The following is a 16548-nucleotide window of genomic DNA, read 5'->3' on the forward strand; positions in this document are numbered from 1 at the left end:
ATTAATTAGGAATTATTACTTGAGATTGATCTCCGGTGCTAGTGTCCAAAATGTTTATTACCAATCCCTCTCCAGATGGGAAAATTTCGATAAACAATGTTCCGAAACTAAAAGTACCTTCAGTCAGCCCTTCTTGTCCAAACTGTTCATTAAACAAAGTTCTGGATATCTGACTTAATAATTGGTTATTTAGACTTTCTGTAAATCTTTCTAACTCTGATCTATCATCAGCATTTGGATCGTTTTCGTCTGTAAATGTATTCTGAGCTTCTGCAGAACTTAATAGCCATTGATAATTGAAAGTATCACCTCCAAAAGCAGGGTTTTTTGGCCTATACACTAAATCTTGTCCGTAGCTAAAATGAAAAGCTGAGAAAACAAGTAAAGTAGTTACTATGATTGACTTCATATATTTTAATAAGTAATTAATACTGAAAAATATCTCTTTTTTGTTTTTTAAGATCTTTAAAATATTTGTAAACCCGGCGTATAGAAATTTTAGACATTTGTTCTAAATATTCTATATCAGGTTTTCCTAGGAATTCATGAATGACTCTATCTTCTATCTTAACCTGAATAATAGTACTTCTACCAAAACTGAGTTTTTCATAAACACCGACTATCTTAGAACCATTAATTCTATTTAGTGTATAAGAATTATAAAAAAACTCATAAAAGTCCTTTCCTGGTTTTGTTTTTGTTTCTTCAATAACAATACCTTTTAATTCGATACCATCATCTTCTACATATTCTTCTTCTTTTTCTTTTTCTTTCGTTTCTTCATTAAAAGCAATTCGATCTTTACCCACAATTGTTTCCTCTTCATAAACTAACAAGAGTATCACAATTTTATCTTCTTCATCAACACCTATTGATGCAGTTGCCAGGCTTTTTTGCTCATTGGCTTCTAAAGTAAACCTACCTTCTTGATTGTTTTTAGTTACATTATTTTTGCTGTTTGTTCTAAAAACTGAAAATGTATATTTTAAACTTTTATAAACCTCTGTAGCGTTTGTTGCTTCGGCACTAACAGAAATAATATCATCTATTCTTTCTGTTTTAATCTTAGCAACAACTTCTATATTGGTATACTGACCATTAGAAAATTGAAATACTAAAAGAAACAGTATGACCAGTTTAAAATTCATAAAAAGTAATAAAAATGTCGTTTAAAAACTCCTAACAATAATTGTACGAGCATTACCTGTCATTTTAAACTTTAAATTTTTAGATAGCTCGTTGCTACCAAATCGTTCGAATGAGAGGTTATCTCCTTCTTGAAGAATTTCGAGATTTGTTGAAATATCACGATTAAATGAAAAATCGATAACTGAATTATTATTACCGTTCTGAGTTATTAATTTTTCGATTTCTCGAGAAGTTTCATTTATATCAATTAGATTTTGTTCTCCATTCTGGTTTAGGCGAATATCAGATCTCTCCGCTGTTATATTAGAAAACACTTGATTATTAGTACCTACTTGCTGGATAAATACTGCGCTGTTATTTACCATACTCTCTCTTGCAAGTTGCGCGTTGGTATTATTTTGTATTTGATTCAACGTAATGAATCTATCTTGACTCCCTACCAATGATTCATCTCGGCTCTCGTTGTTCTGAGCATAGGAATTCCCACTAAGAAATAGACCAAACGCTACGATAAAAAATGTGAAGTATTTTTTCATTAGTAAAAGGGTTTTAAAAGTAGTAAAAGAGTTACACTAACTATAGGTCAGTGTAACTCTCTCAAATATATTAAAAATATTTCTTAAAGCTCTCCTCCAGAACCACTCTGTGTTACAACAGCAGCGTTACCTGTTCCACTTTGAAGAATAATACTACTATGAGATTCACCTGTTTGAGTTACAAAAGTAGTGTTACCTGTTCCAAACTGAGTATCCTGTGCAAAGTTAGAATCTCCTAATTGGAAAATATCACTGATATTACTAGCTCCATTTTGTAAAGATTCTGCAATGTTTTCATCTCCTATTTGTCCTTGAAGTACTAAGTTTCCTTCTCCGAAAATACCAAAGTCACCTTCTTGAGAAGCAGTAGCAACATTTCCGTTACCTGATTGGAACTGACTTGCAATGTTATCACCACCAAAAAATGCTAAGTTTTGAGTTGCAGAAACAGAGTTTCCATCACCTAATTGAGTTTGAATAATAACATTGTTATCTTCTTCATGTTGAGCAAATGCTTCATTCTCATCTCCAGACTGTAATTGATCAACAAGACCTCCTCTAGAGTCAAATAAACTACTACCTTGTAATGAAGTAGCTACGTTACCTCCTCCAGTTTGTGATTGGATTAAGTTATTATTTGTTCCCCACTGCTCTCCACTTGCTAAGTTAGCTTCACCAACTTGTCTCTGATCAGCAGTATTAGCATCTCCTACTTGCGCCATAGAAGCTGTATTAAAAGAACCATCCTGAATGATTAAACTAAAGTTTTCCTCACCACCTTGAGAAGTAGTTGCTGTATTTGCATCACCAAACTGACCTTGACCAGCATAATTTAATGATCCGTTTCCAAAGAAACCAGCTCCTTCTTGAGAGATAGTAGCATTATTACCATTACCTTCTTGAAGTTGCTCAGAAAGGTTATCTCCTCCAAAATTCAATAAATTTTGAGTAGCAGAAGCAGTATTTCCGTTTCCTATTTGTACTTGATAAACTTCATTTCTATCCTCTTCATGCTGAGCGAATGCGCTATTCTTATCTCCTGTTTGCATTTGAGTAACTATTCCGTTTCTAGAAGCGAATGCATCACTACCCTGAATAGCCTCTGCATTGTTACCTGCTCCTAATTGAGTAGTAGTATTAGTATTTGCTAAACCTACTTGTGTAATGTTTGCAGCATTCATATCACCCGATTGATCGACGCTACTAGCATTTGACTGTGCAACCATCACTGACGCGCTTAATAAAGTTGCTAGACTAAAAATTACTTTTTTCATACGTAAAATATATTAAATTTGATTAATAATACAATTCTTAAAACATTTTGGGGCGTACGATTGAGTGGTAGACATTTATTAATGCCTAACGCTCATTCTTTATAAAAAATCTGGGGGAGTTGTTCTGCAAATAAAATTTATGCGCTATTGCAGTACAAAGCAAATTTATGAAAACCTTAAGGGTATTTTTACATATTCTGTAAGAATTCGACAAAATGCATTACGGAAAAGCCATAAAAACCAGAGTTTTATATGATTTTGTCAAGGGTTTAACAGATATTAATTTTTTGTTAAGAATAAAACAAAAAAAATAAATGGTCAGTAAATTCTTACCTATCTTGTAAAAAGAAGCTCTCTGTACTTAGTTAAAGGCCACAATTCATCATCTACCAATAACTCTAATTGATCACAACTATATCGAATCTGATCAAAGAGAGGTTTTACTTTCTTACAATAATCCAAAGCTTTCTTTTCTACATCATCCAACTTATTGGCTTTTCTGCGTTCTTCCGTCATTTCATTAACCTTCGTATTTATCTCTCCAATATGTTTAGAAATCTCTTCTATAATCTCCATTTGTTCTTTTGCATATTTCTTAAAATCTTTATCATATAGATTCTTTAATCCAGAAACATTGCTGATTAACATATTTTGATATTTAATAGCAGTAGGTATAACATGATTTCTTGCTATATCTCCTAATACTCGGCCTTCAATCTGAATACGCATTACATACTCTTCTATTTCTATTTCATACCGAGCTTCTGCTTCTATTTTATTCATTACTCCCATTTCTTCAAATAGATTTAATGTTTTTTTAGAAACCTTAGCTTTTAATGCTTCAGGAGTTGTTTTATTATTACTAAGCCCTCTTTTCTTTGCTTCTTTCTCCCATGCTTCACCATATCCATTACCTTCAAAAAGGATGCTTTTAGATTGTTTAATATATTCTCTCAGTACATTAAAGATAGCTTCATCCTTTTTCAGACTTTTCTTATCGATTAACACATCAACCTCTTTTTTAAATTCCACAAGTTGTTTCGCCACAATAGTATTCAATATAGTCATTGGATTAGCACAATTTGCTTTTGATCCTACTGCTCTAAATTCAAACTTATTTCCAGTAAATGCAAAAGGTGATGTTCTATTACGATCTGTATTATCCAATAAGATTTCAGGAATTTTACCAACTACATTAAGTTTTAAATCAGTTTTTTCCTTAGGAGATAACTTACCATCTGTGACTCCTTCCAGTTCTTTAAGTACGGATGTAAGTTGTTCTCCAATAAACACAGACATAATAGCAGGTGGTGCTTCATTAGCTCCTAATCTATGATCATTACTCGCAGAAGCAATCCCAGCTCTCATCAATTCTTCATGCTCATTAATAGCCTTAATTGTATTTATGAAAAATGTTAAAAATTGAAGATTACTCATTGGTGTTTTACCAGGCCCCAACAAGTTAACACCCGTATTGGTACTTAACGACCAATTATTATGTTTACCAGACCCATTCACTCCAGCAAAAGGTTTTTCGTGCAACAAAACCTTTAGATTATGCCTCGAAGCTACTTTTTCCATAATATCCATTAATAAAGAATTATGATCTACAGCTAGATTCGTTTCTTCATAAATTGGAGCAAGTTCAAATTGATTAGGGGCTACTTCATTATGTCTAGTTTTTACAGGAATACCCAACAACATACATTCCACTTCTAAATCTCTCATAAAAGCCAAGGCTCTATTAGGAATGCTTCCAAAATAATGATCATCTAACTGTTGACCTTTAGCCGAAGAATGACCTAAAAGGGTTCTACCTGTCATTACAAGATCTGGACGGGACTCTACTAACGCTCTATCTATTAAAAAATATTCTTGTTCCCATCCTAGTGAAGCGTTCACTTTTTTTACATTTTTATCAAAGTACTTAGCAATTGCAGTCGCAGCTGTATCTACTGCCTGTAATGCTCTTAATAATGGAGTTTTATAATCTAAGGCTTCTCCTGTATACGCAACAAATACTGTCGGTATACATAGAGTAGTTCCATAAATAAACGCAGGTGAGGTAGGATCCCAAGCGGTATATCCTCTTGCTTCGAATGTATTACGAATACCTCCATGGGGAAAAGAAGAAGCATCTGGTTCTTGTTGTACAAGTTGTCCTCCTCCGAATTTCTCTATACCCAAACCATTACCTATAGTTTCAAAAAACGCATCATGTTTTTCTGCTGTAGCTCCTGTAAGAGGCTGAAACCAATGTGTATAATGAGTTACACCTTTTGACAGTGACCAATCTTTCATTGCGGATGCAATCTGATCAGCAATTCTTCTATCAATCTTAGTTCCATGATCAATCGCATCCATGACACTACTATAAGCATCCTTAGTTAAATACTGAAGCATCGTTGACTGGTTAAATACATTCTCACCAAACAACGTAGATCTACGTTCTGTTTCTGTAATTACCACAGAACTACGATTTAACGCCTCTTTTAATGCTTGGAATCTAAGTGTTGACATAATCAAATAAGTTTTTTTTACAAATATAAAACAAGTTTTCATTGTTAATATTAAAAAAATGCTCTTTAAAAATTAAAATAAAACCAAAATACCCCATAAAAAAGTAGGGTGTTGATAAAAATTAATAAAAAAACTACAATTGACCCCCTATTTTTTTTCGGTTATCACAAATTAAAACTAATTTTGAAACCTTTAAGAGTTCAATTTATAAAGTGTTAATTATGAGTAAAGCTAAATTAGAATACATTTGGTTAGATGGTTATAAGCCAACTGCTAATCTAAGAAGTAAAACAAAAGTTGAAGATGATTTTAGTGGAAAGCTTGAAGATTGTCCAGTATGGTCTTTTGACGGTAGTTCTACAAAGCAAGCAGAAGGAGGATCTTCTGATTGTTTGTTAAAACCTGTTGCTATATATCCAGATCCAACAAGAAGAAATGGATACATAGTAATGACTGAGGTTCTTAACGCTGACGGAACTCCACATGAATCTAATGCAAGAGCTACGATTGATGATGATGGTGATTTCTGGTTTGGTTTCGAACAAGAATACTTTATTATGGACAAAAACACTCAATTACCTCTAGGTTTCCCTGTAGGAGGTTATCCTGGACCACAAGGTATGTACTACTGTTCTGTTGGAGGTAGAAATACACATGGTAGAGATTTCGTAGAAGAACACGCTGATTTATGTATTGATGCTGGTCTCAATTTCGAAGGTATCAATCAAGAAGTTGCAAGTGGACAATGGGAATTTCAATTATTCTCTAAAGGAGCTAAGAAAGCTGGAGACGAAATATGGGTAGCTAGATACCTACTAGATAGACTTACAGAAAAATATGGATACTATATTGAATATCACCCAAAACCAGTAAAAGGTGACTGGAATGGTTCTGGTATGCACGCTAATTTCTCTAACGAAGTATTAAGAACTTGTGGTTCTAAAGAAGTTTATGAAACTATTTGTGAAGCATTTAGACCAGTAACTAAGGAGCACATCGCTGTTTATGGTGAATTTAATGACCAAAGATTAACAGGAGAACACGAAACTCAATCTATTAATGAATTTTCTTATGGAATATCGGATAGAGGAGCTTCAATAAGAATTCCTATTATCACTGTAGAGAATGGATGGAAAGGATGGTTAGAAGATCGTCGTCCTGCATCTAATGGTGATCCTTATAAAATCGCTGCTAGAATCGTTAAAACAGTTAAAACAGCTGATATTTCAGCAGTTACAGCATAATTGATTTGATGCAAGTGTAACTAACTAAAAGTTTGTTAAACGCAATAACAGCCTTCAGAATATTCTGAAGGCTGTTTTTTTATGTTGAATAAAAAATAGTTACCTAGTATCGATTATTATTAAATCAAAAAAAAAAATATCATATAGAAAGCGTAAAATAGCATTTACAATCTCCCAATATAGAATCTGTAGAAACGATAAAAATGTTATCTCAAAAACAAGCTTGTAGGTTCTTCTTTAAAGAATAAACAGACAAAGAAAATCCTGCTATTTTAAAAATACCAAGGCGATAAAAACGCAATAACAAGTAAAAATTAAAAACCCTTTTGGTCGACCTAAAACCATCTTTTTAGGAATAAAAGCTAAAGGCAATAGAATCATTGCGAACCCTAACATCCAAAATATATCTATATTCATCAAACGAGTATCCGTTACAGCAATAGGCTGAATCAAAGAAGTAACACCTAAAACTGATGCTATATTAAAAATATTAGAACCAATAAGATTCCCTAGAGAAATTGCCTTTTCTTGCTTCAACGCGGCAATTACCGAAGCAGCCAACTCAGGCACACTAGTACCGATAGCAACCATGGTAAGTCCAATTACAGCCTCGCTAACTCCCATTTCAGTAGCTATATCTTTAGCCCCTTCTACTAGCAACTCTGAACCAAAATACAAAGCCACACCTCCTATAAGTAACCAAAGAATCATTTTAAAATTAGATATCTTTTCTAATGAATCATCAACATCCTCTGTAGTTTTATCTGCATGTTTTCTCGCTCTTCTTATCAACAAAAACATGTATACAAATAGAGACCCCAATAACACCCCTCCTTCAATTCTAGTAAGAACTCCATCGTTATCTAAGAAAAAATATAGCACTAAAGACAACAGCATCATTACTGGCCAATTAAACTTATAAAAATCTTTATCTATAGCCAAAGGACCAATTAAAGCTGTAATACCTAAAACCAACCCAATGTTAGCAACATTTGATCCAATCACATTACTCAAAGAAAGGTCAGCAGAACCTCCTAAGGCAGCTTGTAAACTTACTAACAACTCTGGCGCAGAAGTAGCAAAAGAAACCACCGTAAGCCCTATCACCATTTTCGAAAGCTTTAACCTAAAAGATAATGCTACCGAAGAACGCACTAAATATTCTCCTCCAACTACAAGAAGTACAAATCCTATAATTACAAAAAGTATACTCTGAATCATATGCTGTTAATTTGTTTGCGAATATAAAATAAGTATACCATATGTAATGAATATTACAATCATTTTTTAGTGACAATCTTTCCCGAAAACCAAACGAAAACTACTAAAATAGTTAAATAACTATAAAAATAGTTGTAAAACTAATTATGTAGTTATATATTTGAACTCACCTAAAAAAATCAAATGGAAAAACTTACTAATAAGGAAGAGGAGATCATGCAAGTTTTATGGAAATTAGAAAAAGCTTTTGCTAAAGAGGTTCAGGCAGAATTAAACAATACCGTTCATTATAATACAGTATCTACTATCATAAGAAATCTTGAAGAAAAAGGATATATTGATCATAAAGCATACGGAAAAACTCATCAATACTTCCCTATCATTACAAAAGAAATGTACCGAAATAATTTTGTTAGCAAGGCGATGAGTCAATACTTTAATGATTCATACAAGAACATGGTTTCATTTTTTGCTAAAGAAGAGAAAATTACTGCAGAAGAATTAAGAGAGATTTTAAATGTAATCGAACAAAAAAAATAAACCTATGGAAGCTTTTTTAATCTACCTAGTTAAATCCAGTATTGTATTATCCTTATTCTACATTGTTTATTTTTTTCTTTTAAGAAAGGATACATTCTTCACAGTCAATAGACACTTCTTACTTACAGGAATCATAAGTGCTCTATTACTTCCACTCTTAGAGTTCACAACGATAGAATTTATTGAACAACCTAATTTTCAAATAATAGAAGTTAACTCATCGACTGCTGATGCTTCAGAAAATCAGACAACACCGATAGATTGGAGGCTCATACTATTTAATACATACATTATTATCACCTCTATTTTATTAATAAGATTCATTTTTCAACTCATATCCTTACGAAGGATATTAAAAAAAAGTCCTAACAAACGAAATAATGGTTTTTCTTTCTTAAAAACTAAAGAAGATATTGCTCCTTTTTCCTTCTTTAAATACATCATATTCAATCCTGCATTACACGGATCAAAAGAATTAGAAATGATCATAAAACATGAAAAAATTCATGCCAAACAATATCACACATTAGATATACTGATCACTAATATTTTTGTAATATTTCAGTGGGTCAATCCATTTTCCTGGATGTATAAAAAAAGTTTACAACAAAATTTAGAATTTATCGCTGACCAAGAAGCCGTTCGAGATATTCCCTCAAAAAAGGAGTATCAATTAACACTGGTCAAAGTATCATCAAATAATTATTCATCTATCACTAATAATTTTTATCAATCATTAATCAAAAAACGAATTGTTATGCTAAACAAAAAAGAATCAAAAAATCAAAATCTATGGAAAGCAACAATCATCTTACCGCTGCTATGTTTATTTTTATGGAGCTTTAACACTAAAACAGAAAATCAATACATCCAAACGGAAGCTTCTGATCAAGTTACAACTACAATAGAAGAGAAAGCACCTAATGAAAATGATGACACCCTGGTGGAAGAGAAATTTCCTGCAAAGGAAGAAAACTTAACTAAGAAGGAATATCCTATCAATAATAATAGAGCTAAAGAAGAAAAAACAACTCTGCCAACAAAGTTTCCTAAACAAGAGAATGTCTCAAAGAACAAAACGGACACAAAAAAGGAAATATATCCGAAAAGTAAAAAAAATACAATTGAATTTATTATCAATAAAAAATCCACAAAAAAAGAGCTCGAAAAGATAAAGCGTATTTTAAAAAACGAATATGATGTAAAAGTAACTTTTAGTGATATCAAACGTGATAATAATAGCGATATTACTAGTATCAACATTGATATATCTTCTAAAAAGAGTAATACCAATTTTTCATTATCAAATGATTCTCCAATTAAACCTTTTGTTTTATCCTATGATAGTAAAGAGGACAAAATAAACATTGGACAATCTAATAATAACATTTGGATTAGTAAAAATAAAGGAAGTAAGCATAGCGATAAACATATTATAGAAATTAATTCTGACGATGATCAAGAAAGTATTTTTATGGTAGAAGGTGACAAAAAACACAATAAAAAGAAAAGTAGTAAGAACAAAATAATACTTAGAGGAGACGATAATAGCGATGGCCTTATCATTTCGCATTCTGATAATCAGAAAACACTTTTTGATTTTGATAACGATTCTGATAACGATCCTTTATTCATAATTGACGGAAAAGAAGCTAGCAAAAAAGAGGTGAAAAAGCTAAAATCTGATGAGATACAAACTATAGATGTATCTAAAGGAAAAGCTGGTATTAGGAAATATGGAAAAAAGGCAAAAGACGGTGTCATTCATATTACAACAAAAAAGAACGTAAAAAAAGAAACTGGTTTTGACATTAGAATAGACAAAAAGGATATCCAAATCGGATCATCTAACAATAACGAAATAAAGCCTTTAATTTTTATTAATGGAAAAGAATCCGATTATGACAAACTCCAAGAATTTAATCCAGATCAAATTGCATCTGTAAATGTCTATAAATCCTTAAAAGCTATAACAAAATATGGTTCTAAAGGAGAAAATGGTGTCATAGAAATTACATTAAAAAAATAATGCCAATATTATAATTACATCAAAACTCACTTAAAATTAAGTGAGTTTTTTTATTTTAGATACATGAAAAAACAGCTTTTTATCTTTTTAGCGAAACTAAACAAACTACTGCTTCCTAGTTTCACAAAACAACGACTGGATCTTAGCAATGCTTCTAAAATACAATTACTCATCTTTGGATGGAAACTGTACATCACCAAAAGAGCTTTATAATACTGATTAAGCTCAAATTACAGACCTAAAACATAAAGAATAGTATTCTGCAACATCCATTTTGATTTTTCGTATTTATATTGAATTCATTTCAATTAAAAATCGAAAAACAAAATAATATTTAGTATGAAAAAATGTATCATTTTAGGAATGGGTATACTAGGTATACTCTCGTTAACAGCATTCACCTCTCAAACGACTATAAAAATACCTCAACGTGTATCAACTGAGTTCAATGAAATTATAGCAACAATCAATAAGAATACTACGGAACAAGAGTTAGAAGACCTCAAAATGTTTTTCTCCGAAAATGGTATTGAATTAATTGTTGAGAGAATAGAGTTTAATAGTCAAAATGAAATTACTAGTTTAAACATTATTCTCAAAAAAGGAAATGCCAAAAGCAAATATGCCTCCTCATCTTCTGAGCCAATATCTGATGTAGAACTCGGCTACAAAAATGGAAATCTTTACATCACAAACTCTGGTATGTTTGACATTTCTTCTTGGAGAAATCAGATAGGTTTCAACAAACAAAACTTTGACCTAGATAGTATTTTAAAAAATCATAACTTCAGATTTAACTTTGATTTTGACAAAGAAAGTGATTCTATATTTTTTAATGGTAAACATTTTGACATCGGTAGTTTAAAAAATCAAATCATGAACTCTTTTGAGTTTAAAGAAGACGAGAACGGTAATTTAATTTTTAATAGCCAACAATTTCCTTCACATTTTAGCAAGTCTAAAAAATTCAGTTTTGTAGATGATCCAGATATCGAAAAGCTAATAATTATTGACGGAAAAGAAGCTGACTTTAAAACATTAGATAAATTAGCCAAAGCAGATCAATTAGAAGAGGTAGATTTCTTAAAAGCTACCACTGCAATCAGTTTATATGGTGATAAAGCAAAAGACGGTGCTATTATCGCAACTTCTAAAAAATGACATTATAAATCAATTCAGAAAACAGCTTTCACAATACAATGAAAGCTGTTTTTATTTATTAGTACCCCAACAAGGAAGCTACTTTATAATTCAGCTTTTTCTTACCGTTTAAAAAGCCTAATTCCATTATAAAATTACATTGCACTATATTCCCTCCTAATTTCTCTACTAATTCACACGCAGCATTTGCTGTTCCTCCAGTTGCCAAAACATCATCATGAATTAAAACAGTATCTCCTGGCTTAATAGCATCTTTATGAATTTCTAAAACATCTTCTCCATACTCTAACCCATAGCTTTTAGAGATTACAGCAGAAGGCAATTTACCTTTCTTACGAACAGGAATAAAACCCGCACCTAATCGCTGCGCAATCATACCCCCAAGAATAAAGCCTCTCGCTTCTATACCAATAACTTTATCAATTTTTACATCTATCGGACATAGTTGTGCTAACCGATCCGCACAATACACTAAAGCTTCTGAGTTCGCCAAAAGTGGTGTTATATCTTTAAAAACAATACCAGCCTTCGGAAAATCAGGAACATCTCTAATTAATTCTTCTAAATTCATGAACGCAAAATAATGAAATTAGAAAAAAGAGTGCAAAAAATAATGAAAAACGACTAGAGAAATAAAAGTGTTCAAAAAAACAGTCTTCAATTATTACAATTAACAACATAAAATTGATTTTTAATTATAATTTAAAACCAATTTTAAGAGTATTAAACTACAATCTAAAACCACCCACATCTATAAACTTACAATTTATATTCAATTTCACGGATTTTTATTAAAACATTTTTCTAATCATTCTTTGATCCATATTTTAAATAAATACTAAAACAAACTAACTATAACCATTATAAAAACCATAGAAATCATGTAATCCTAAGCATTCTTTAATTATTAAATAAGAGATTAATAAATTTTAAAACAAAATTAATATGCTAACATATCTAGGAATTACCATGGTGTTTATTGGAATCACCATTTTCATAATTAAACCTTTTTTTAAAGAATCAAAAACACTACATAAGTTTACTCGAAAAAGAAATCTCTCGATGATTATAATAGGATTAGTCATGAGCGTAATTTCGGGAATGTTCTTTTATGCTGAACCAGGTACTGCTTATGCAGTTCAATACCCTTGGGGAAGTCAAAAAGCAGTTGTTCACCAGGGGATTCACACTAAAATGTGGGGACGATTGATCCCTATTCAATTCGAATTACCAATTAAATATGTAATACCCAATAAAAAGAATGAATTGGGTGAGCAAAGTAAATATGCTAATGTAGACAAAGCTAAGTATTGGGCATTTAGCGATGCAGTAAAAGCTAGAATTGCTACTTCTGTTGTTATCAGTATAAATACAGCAGACCAAAATCAATTTTTATCGGTTGCTGATCGTAACAAAACAGAAAGAAATTTAATTCGATCTAGAATTATACCCAATATTGATCAATCTATCAAGAACACCTGTAAGCTTATGGATGCTCAAGATTATATATCTGGACAAGCTTCGGATTTTGATAGGTATTTTAAAGATCAATTAGAAAATGGAATGTATGTTCTCGAGGAGTTTATTGCTAATGAAAACAGAGAAACTATTGGAGATAGTGCCACAGTACGAACTATTGTTAATAAGGAATCTAAACAAAAACGCTTTAGAATAAAACACCGTAATGGAGAACCTGTAAGAGAAAAAGGAAATTCATTAAAAGGATATGGTTTAACTGTGGTACAAGCCGTAGTTACCGAAATCGACTGGGAACCGGAATTTGACAAACGCCTTCAGTTACAAAAGGAAGAAGTTGCTCAGACTCAACTAGAGAAACAGCAAGCAGAACGTGAATTCTATCGTGCTCAAAAAGAAACAGCAAGAGGTGAAGCCGAAAAAGCTGCTGAAAGAGCTAGATTAGAAAAAGAACAAATTCAAAAAACTATTGAAGCTGAAACAAAGGCTAAAGTAGCGGAGTTTAATCTTATTGAAGAGCGTAAAAATTATGAAGTTGCTCAGTTTAAAGCCAAAACCCAAAAAACAATGGCAGATGCACAATCATACGAAAATGCAAAACTAGTAACTGCCGGACTTACGCCACAGGAACGAGCAGAATGGGAGTTTAAAACCTCTGTTAATGTTGCTAAACAGCTTAAGGACTTGAAACTCCCTGAAATTTATATCCAAGATGGAAATAAATCAGGAACTGATGGAAACTTATTACAATCTTTGATAGGAGCAGATTTAGCTAAAAAGATGATGTCACAAAAAACATCAAAAGAGTAATATTAAAAAAATGCGGAATGAAACTTTTTCATTCCGCTAATATTTAAAACATATAACATATGAAAGAGCATATAAAAATATACACAGGCACTTCGATTATGGTAAACAGGTTGTCATTTTTATTAAATGAAATGAATATCCCTTCTATAATAAAAGATTACAAAGAATCTGGAAGGTTAGCAGGTTTTGGTGTTATTGAAGGTTCAACTGAACTATTCATTTCAGATGACAATAGGAAAAAAGCTAATGAGGTTATTAAAAATTTTGAAAAAGAAATTTAGAAATAGTTTTATATTTTCCGAAATACCCATATATTTGCACCCGCAAAAAAGGCCTCGTAGCATAACTGAATAGTGCACTTGATTACGGCTCAAGAGGTTGCAGGTTTGAATCCTGCCGAGGTCACAAAAACTAAAAAACCACATCCAAAAGATGTGGTTTTTTTATTTTATAGAATAAGTGTCTTCTGAAAATTATTAGAACGAATATTAAGTTGCAAAATTTTCACTTTCTTTCAGATTCGTTAAAAAATACAAATACACATTATTAAAAGATACTGAATTAGTTTTTTAAATAAAAACTACTAAAGGCTGTTCATAAATTATGTTCCATACCTACAGAAGACATATGACAGTTAAATTATTTTGAGTTTTATTATTTTGTTAATAATTTTGCGATTCTCTATTAGTTATAAATTAATTGTCAATATGTTAGGTTTAAAAGAAGATAGTCCATTAGAAATGTTGCGACAATTTGCTGTTTATTTTGATGCTGATTTAACTGAGAATTTTGGTGCAGCTCAGCTATTTTTAGACAACAAAGAAGGAAAAGGCAGTATCAGTCTTTACGAAATTTTCCCTGGACTAACAGCATGGATTTATGATATTAATCTTAATTCGGAATTGGTAATTGACATGACATTTTCAGAAGACAAACCATACTATTTTGGATATAATGTGAATGGATACCAACTACAGAAATTTCCCAATGAAGACCAATATCAAAAAATACAACAAGGTCAAAATTTTGTTATAATTGGTAAACCTGGAAATAAAGCAGAATTTATAGTTCCCAGTAATATCAATTATGAATGTTGCTATTTGATTATTAATCCTATTCTTTTACAAAATAGTTTAGCAGGAAGTAAAAGAAGATTGCAACAAGATTTAAAGGAAACATTTGACCTATCAGATAGAGAAAATCCCTATAGATACTTTGGAAACATTGACACTAGAACTGGAACATATGCAAAAATTGTAGTTCGCAATAAGAGAACGGATTTAGTAGGACGATTACTTACAGAAGGTGCGGTAATGAATTTGCTTGGGACACAAATTGAAGCACACGATTATGATATCAACACTGAAAACTTTCAACCTAATTTATCTAAAAAAGAGCTATCACGAATAACAAATTTAGGAGATTATATTTTAAAAAATATTGGCGAAAAAATAACAATAGGCAAAATGAGTAATCATTTATCTCTTTCGCCTAAAAAACTTCAGATGGGTCTTCGTTTTTTATATGGTACTTCAGCAAACGAATATCTTACTAAATGTCGCTTAGAATTTGCGAAAGAAATGATGCATACAACAGATAAGAACATTTCAGAGATTTGTTACAGCGTAGGGTACCAAAACAGAAGTTATTTTTCAAAAGTCTTCGAAGAACGATATGGTATTCTACCTAGTTCATATAGACAATCTTTTAGTGGAAATAATTTTTTATTTGAAATCAGTTATCGCTCTTTAGCTGCTGAAAATGTATCAGGAAATGAAGTAGACTCTATTATAAAGACCGCTAGAAATATGAATCCCCTACATAACATAACTGGAAGTATTATATATCATCGTAAAATTTTCTTTCAAATGATTGAAGGTCCTAAAAAAGAAATTATTACTTTATTTAAAAATATAGAAAAAGATAGTAGACATAGTGACATTCAGGTTATGTGGAAGGGTTCTAAATTGAAAAGAGACTTTTCTGATTGGTCCATGGCAACAATATCTGATGAAGGTATATTAAAAGTACCGCAGCAAGGAGAAACTAAAGAATTGGCCATCAATAACTTACTTGGGAAACTAGATTACAGAGCGCTTGCCTCAGAAAATTTATGGCGAAAAGTGAGAAATATCATAAAAATCTCTTCTAAAAATTAATTTAACAATTAGTGTCTCATAAACGCTACAATTAAATTGTAATAATTAGAGATAATCATCAATTAATTTTGATGCAAATTCTAAATCATCTGTATTATTGCATTTCAATTCATTAGATATTTCCGTAATTCTATCTTGATAATCGAGTTATTATCTGCAAGAATAGAATTTAAAATAAAATAGTTATAAATTAGTAAATAAAGATTATGAAAAATAAAGATAACATACAAAGACCTGGTTTACGAAGAAAAAAGTTCGGAAGTAAAGCCTTTCTGAGAAATGTAAAAAAGAAGATAAATAAAATCTCAAAACCAAAAAAAATAGGAATACACTAATCCATTTTTTTAAATCTATTCAAATATTGTATTCAAAGAAATCCAAGATTGAAACTAATGGATTTTATATTTAAACTTTAATATTTTTTATAAC

The 16548-nt window shown here is 31.3% G+C and carries 14 protein-coding genes and 1 tRNA gene; 8 read left to right on the forward strand and 7 right to left on the reverse strand.

The window, feature by feature from the left end; translation table 11 throughout:
• Position 1: 1 nt before the first annotated feature.
• The 5 genes from BMY33_RS17970 to BMY33_RS17990 form a co-directional block, all read right to left on the reverse strand.
• Positions 2–409, reverse strand: coding sequence for a curli production assembly/transport component CsgF (locus BMY33_RS17970; RefSeq protein WP_091411130.1), 408 nt, complete (start codon positions 407–409; stop codon positions 2–4).
• Between the two features lie 16 nt (positions 410–425).
• Positions 426–1148, reverse strand: coding sequence for a CsgE family curli-type amyloid fiber assembly protein (locus BMY33_RS17975; RefSeq protein WP_091411132.1), 723 nt, complete (start codon positions 1146–1148; stop codon positions 426–428).
• Between the two features lie 21 nt (positions 1149–1169).
• Positions 1170–1685 carry a hypothetical protein gene (locus tag BMY33_RS17980; protein ID WP_091411134.1) on the reverse strand — a complete coding sequence of 172 codons (516 nt, stop codon included), beginning with the start codon at positions 1683–1685 and terminating at the stop codon, positions 1170–1172.
• Positions 1686–1768: 83 nt separating this feature from the next.
• Positions 1769–2959 (reverse strand): hypothetical protein, encoded by a 1191-nt coding sequence (locus BMY33_RS17985; protein ID WP_091411135.1) that lies wholly within the window; start codon positions 2957–2959, stop codon positions 1769–1771.
• Between the two features lie 333 nt (positions 2960–3292).
• Positions 3293–5479, reverse strand: a complete 2187-nt coding sequence (locus tag BMY33_RS17990) for a glutamine synthetase III family protein (protein ID WP_091411137.1) — start codon at positions 5477–5479, stop codon at positions 3293–3295.
• A gap of 221 nt (positions 5480–5700) precedes the next feature.
• Between BMY33_RS17990 and BMY33_RS17995 the strand changes: the two genes are divergently transcribed.
• Positions 5701–6723 carry a glutamine synthetase beta-grasp domain-containing protein gene (locus tag BMY33_RS17995; RefSeq protein WP_091411139.1) on the forward strand — a complete coding sequence of 341 codons (1023 nt, stop codon included), beginning with the start codon at positions 5701–5703 and terminating at the stop codon, positions 6721–6723.
• A gap of 267 nt (positions 6724–6990) precedes the next feature.
• Here the strand turns inward: BMY33_RS17995 and BMY33_RS18000 are convergent, their stop codons facing one another.
• The gene (locus tag BMY33_RS18000) at positions 6991–7944 is read right to left on the reverse strand and encodes a calcium/sodium antiporter (protein WP_091411140.1); all 954 of its coding nucleotides are present in this window, start codon (positions 7942–7944) and stop codon (positions 6991–6993) included.
• Between the two features lie 183 nt (positions 7945–8127).
• Here BMY33_RS18000 and BMY33_RS18005 point away from each other — a divergent pair, with 183 nt between their 5' ends.
• From BMY33_RS18005 to BMY33_RS18020, 3 genes are all read left to right on the forward strand, one after another.
• Positions 8128–8484 carry a BlaI/MecI/CopY family transcriptional regulator gene (locus BMY33_RS18005; protein ID WP_091411142.1) on the forward strand — a complete coding sequence of 119 codons (357 nt, stop codon included), beginning with the start codon at positions 8128–8130 and terminating at the stop codon, positions 8482–8484.
• A 4-nt stretch (positions 8485–8488) separates the two neighbouring features.
• Positions 8489–10513 carry a M56 family metallopeptidase gene (locus BMY33_RS18010; protein WP_091411143.1) on the forward strand — a complete coding sequence of 675 codons (2025 nt, stop codon included), beginning with the start codon at positions 8489–8491 and terminating at the stop codon, positions 10511–10513.
• 339 nt (positions 10514–10852) lie between these two features.
• Positions 10853–11674 carry a hypothetical protein gene (locus tag BMY33_RS18020; RefSeq protein ID WP_091411147.1) on the forward strand — a complete coding sequence of 274 codons (822 nt, stop codon included), beginning with the start codon at positions 10853–10855 and terminating at the stop codon, positions 11672–11674.
• A 58-nt stretch (positions 11675–11732) separates the two neighbouring features.
• Here BMY33_RS18020 and BMY33_RS18025 read toward each other — a convergent pair whose 3' ends face one another.
• Positions 11733–12245: an adenine phosphoribosyltransferase gene (locus BMY33_RS18025; protein ID WP_091411149.1), complete on the reverse strand. Its 513-nt coding sequence runs from the start codon at positions 12243–12245 to the stop codon at positions 11733–11735.
• Between the two features lie 374 nt (positions 12246–12619).
• Between BMY33_RS18025 and BMY33_RS18030 the strand changes: the two genes are divergently transcribed.
• The 4 genes from BMY33_RS18030 to BMY33_RS18045 all read left to right on the forward strand — a co-directional run bounded on the left by BMY33_RS18030 (position 12620) and on the right by BMY33_RS18045 (position 16119).
• Entirely contained in the window at positions 12620–13960 is a 1341-nt protein-coding gene (locus tag BMY33_RS18030; RefSeq protein ID WP_091411151.1) for an SPFH domain-containing protein, read from the forward strand.
• Between the two features lie 59 nt (positions 13961–14019).
• Positions 14020–14241, forward strand: a complete 222-nt coding sequence (locus BMY33_RS18035; RefSeq protein WP_091411153.1) for a putative signal transducing protein — start codon at positions 14020–14022, stop codon at positions 14239–14241.
• A 50-nt stretch (positions 14242–14291) separates the two neighbouring features.
• Positions 14292–14365 (forward strand) — tRNA-Arg (locus BMY33_RS18040).
• A 302-nt stretch (positions 14366–14667) separates the two neighbouring features.
• The gene (locus BMY33_RS18045; RefSeq protein ID WP_091411155.1) at positions 14668–16119 is read left to right on the forward strand and encodes a BLUF domain-containing protein; all 1452 of its coding nucleotides are present in this window, start codon (positions 14668–14670) and stop codon (positions 16117–16119) included.
• The last annotated feature ends 429 nt before the right edge of the window (positions 16120–16548 follow it).

It is taken from the genome of Aquimarina amphilecti, assembly GCF_900109375.1.
GTDB lineage: Bacteria > Bacteroidota > Bacteroidia > Flavobacteriales > Flavobacteriaceae > Aquimarina > Aquimarina amphilecti.

Excerpts from the sequence above, each read along its gene's own strand:
- BMY33_RS17970 (WP_091411130.1), bottom strand. The coding sequence starts at position 409 with ATGAAGTCAATCATAGTAACTACTTTACTTGTTTTCTCAGCTTTTCAT.
- BMY33_RS17975 (WP_091411132.1), bottom strand. The coding sequence starts at position 1,148 with ATGAATTTTAAACTGGTCATACTGTTTCTTTTAGTATTTCAATTTTCT.
- BMY33_RS17980 (WP_091411134.1), bottom strand. The coding sequence starts at position 1,685 with ATGAAAAAATACTTCACATTTTTTATCGTAGCGTTTGGTCTATTTCTT.
- BMY33_RS17985 (WP_091411135.1), bottom strand. The coding sequence starts at position 2,959 with ATGAAAAAAGTAATTTTTAGTCTAGCAACTTTATTAAGCGCGTCAGTG.
- BMY33_RS17990 (WP_091411137.1), bottom strand. The coding sequence starts at position 5,479 with ATGTCAACACTTAGATTCCAAGCATTAAAAGAGGCGTTAAATCGTAGT.
- BMY33_RS17995 (WP_091411139.1), top strand. The coding sequence starts at position 5,701 with ATGAGTAAAGCTAAATTAGAATACATTTGGTTAGATGGTTATAAGCCA.
- BMY33_RS18000 (WP_091411140.1), bottom strand. The coding sequence starts at position 7,944 with ATGATTCAGAGTATACTTTTTGTAATTATAGGATTTGTACTTCTTGTA.
- BMY33_RS18005 (WP_091411142.1), top strand. The coding sequence starts at position 8,128 with ATGGAAAAACTTACTAATAAGGAAGAGGAGATCATGCAAGTTTTATGG.
- BMY33_RS18010 (WP_091411143.1), top strand. The coding sequence starts at position 8,489 with ATGGAAGCTTTTTTAATCTACCTAGTTAAATCCAGTATTGTATTATCC.
- BMY33_RS18020 (WP_091411147.1), top strand. The coding sequence starts at position 10,853 with ATGAAAAAATGTATCATTTTAGGAATGGGTATACTAGGTATACTCTCG.
- BMY33_RS18025 (WP_091411149.1), bottom strand. The coding sequence starts at position 12,245 with ATGAATTTAGAAGAATTAATTAGAGATGTTCCTGATTTTCCGAAGGCT.
- BMY33_RS18030 (WP_091411151.1), top strand. The coding sequence starts at position 12,620 with ATGCTAACATATCTAGGAATTACCATGGTGTTTATTGGAATCACCATT.
- BMY33_RS18035 (WP_091411153.1), top strand. The coding sequence starts at position 14,020 with ATGAAAGAGCATATAAAAATATACACAGGCACTTCGATTATGGTAAAC.
- BMY33_RS18045 (WP_091411155.1), top strand. The coding sequence starts at position 14,668 with ATGTTAGGTTTAAAAGAAGATAGTCCATTAGAAATGTTGCGACAATTT.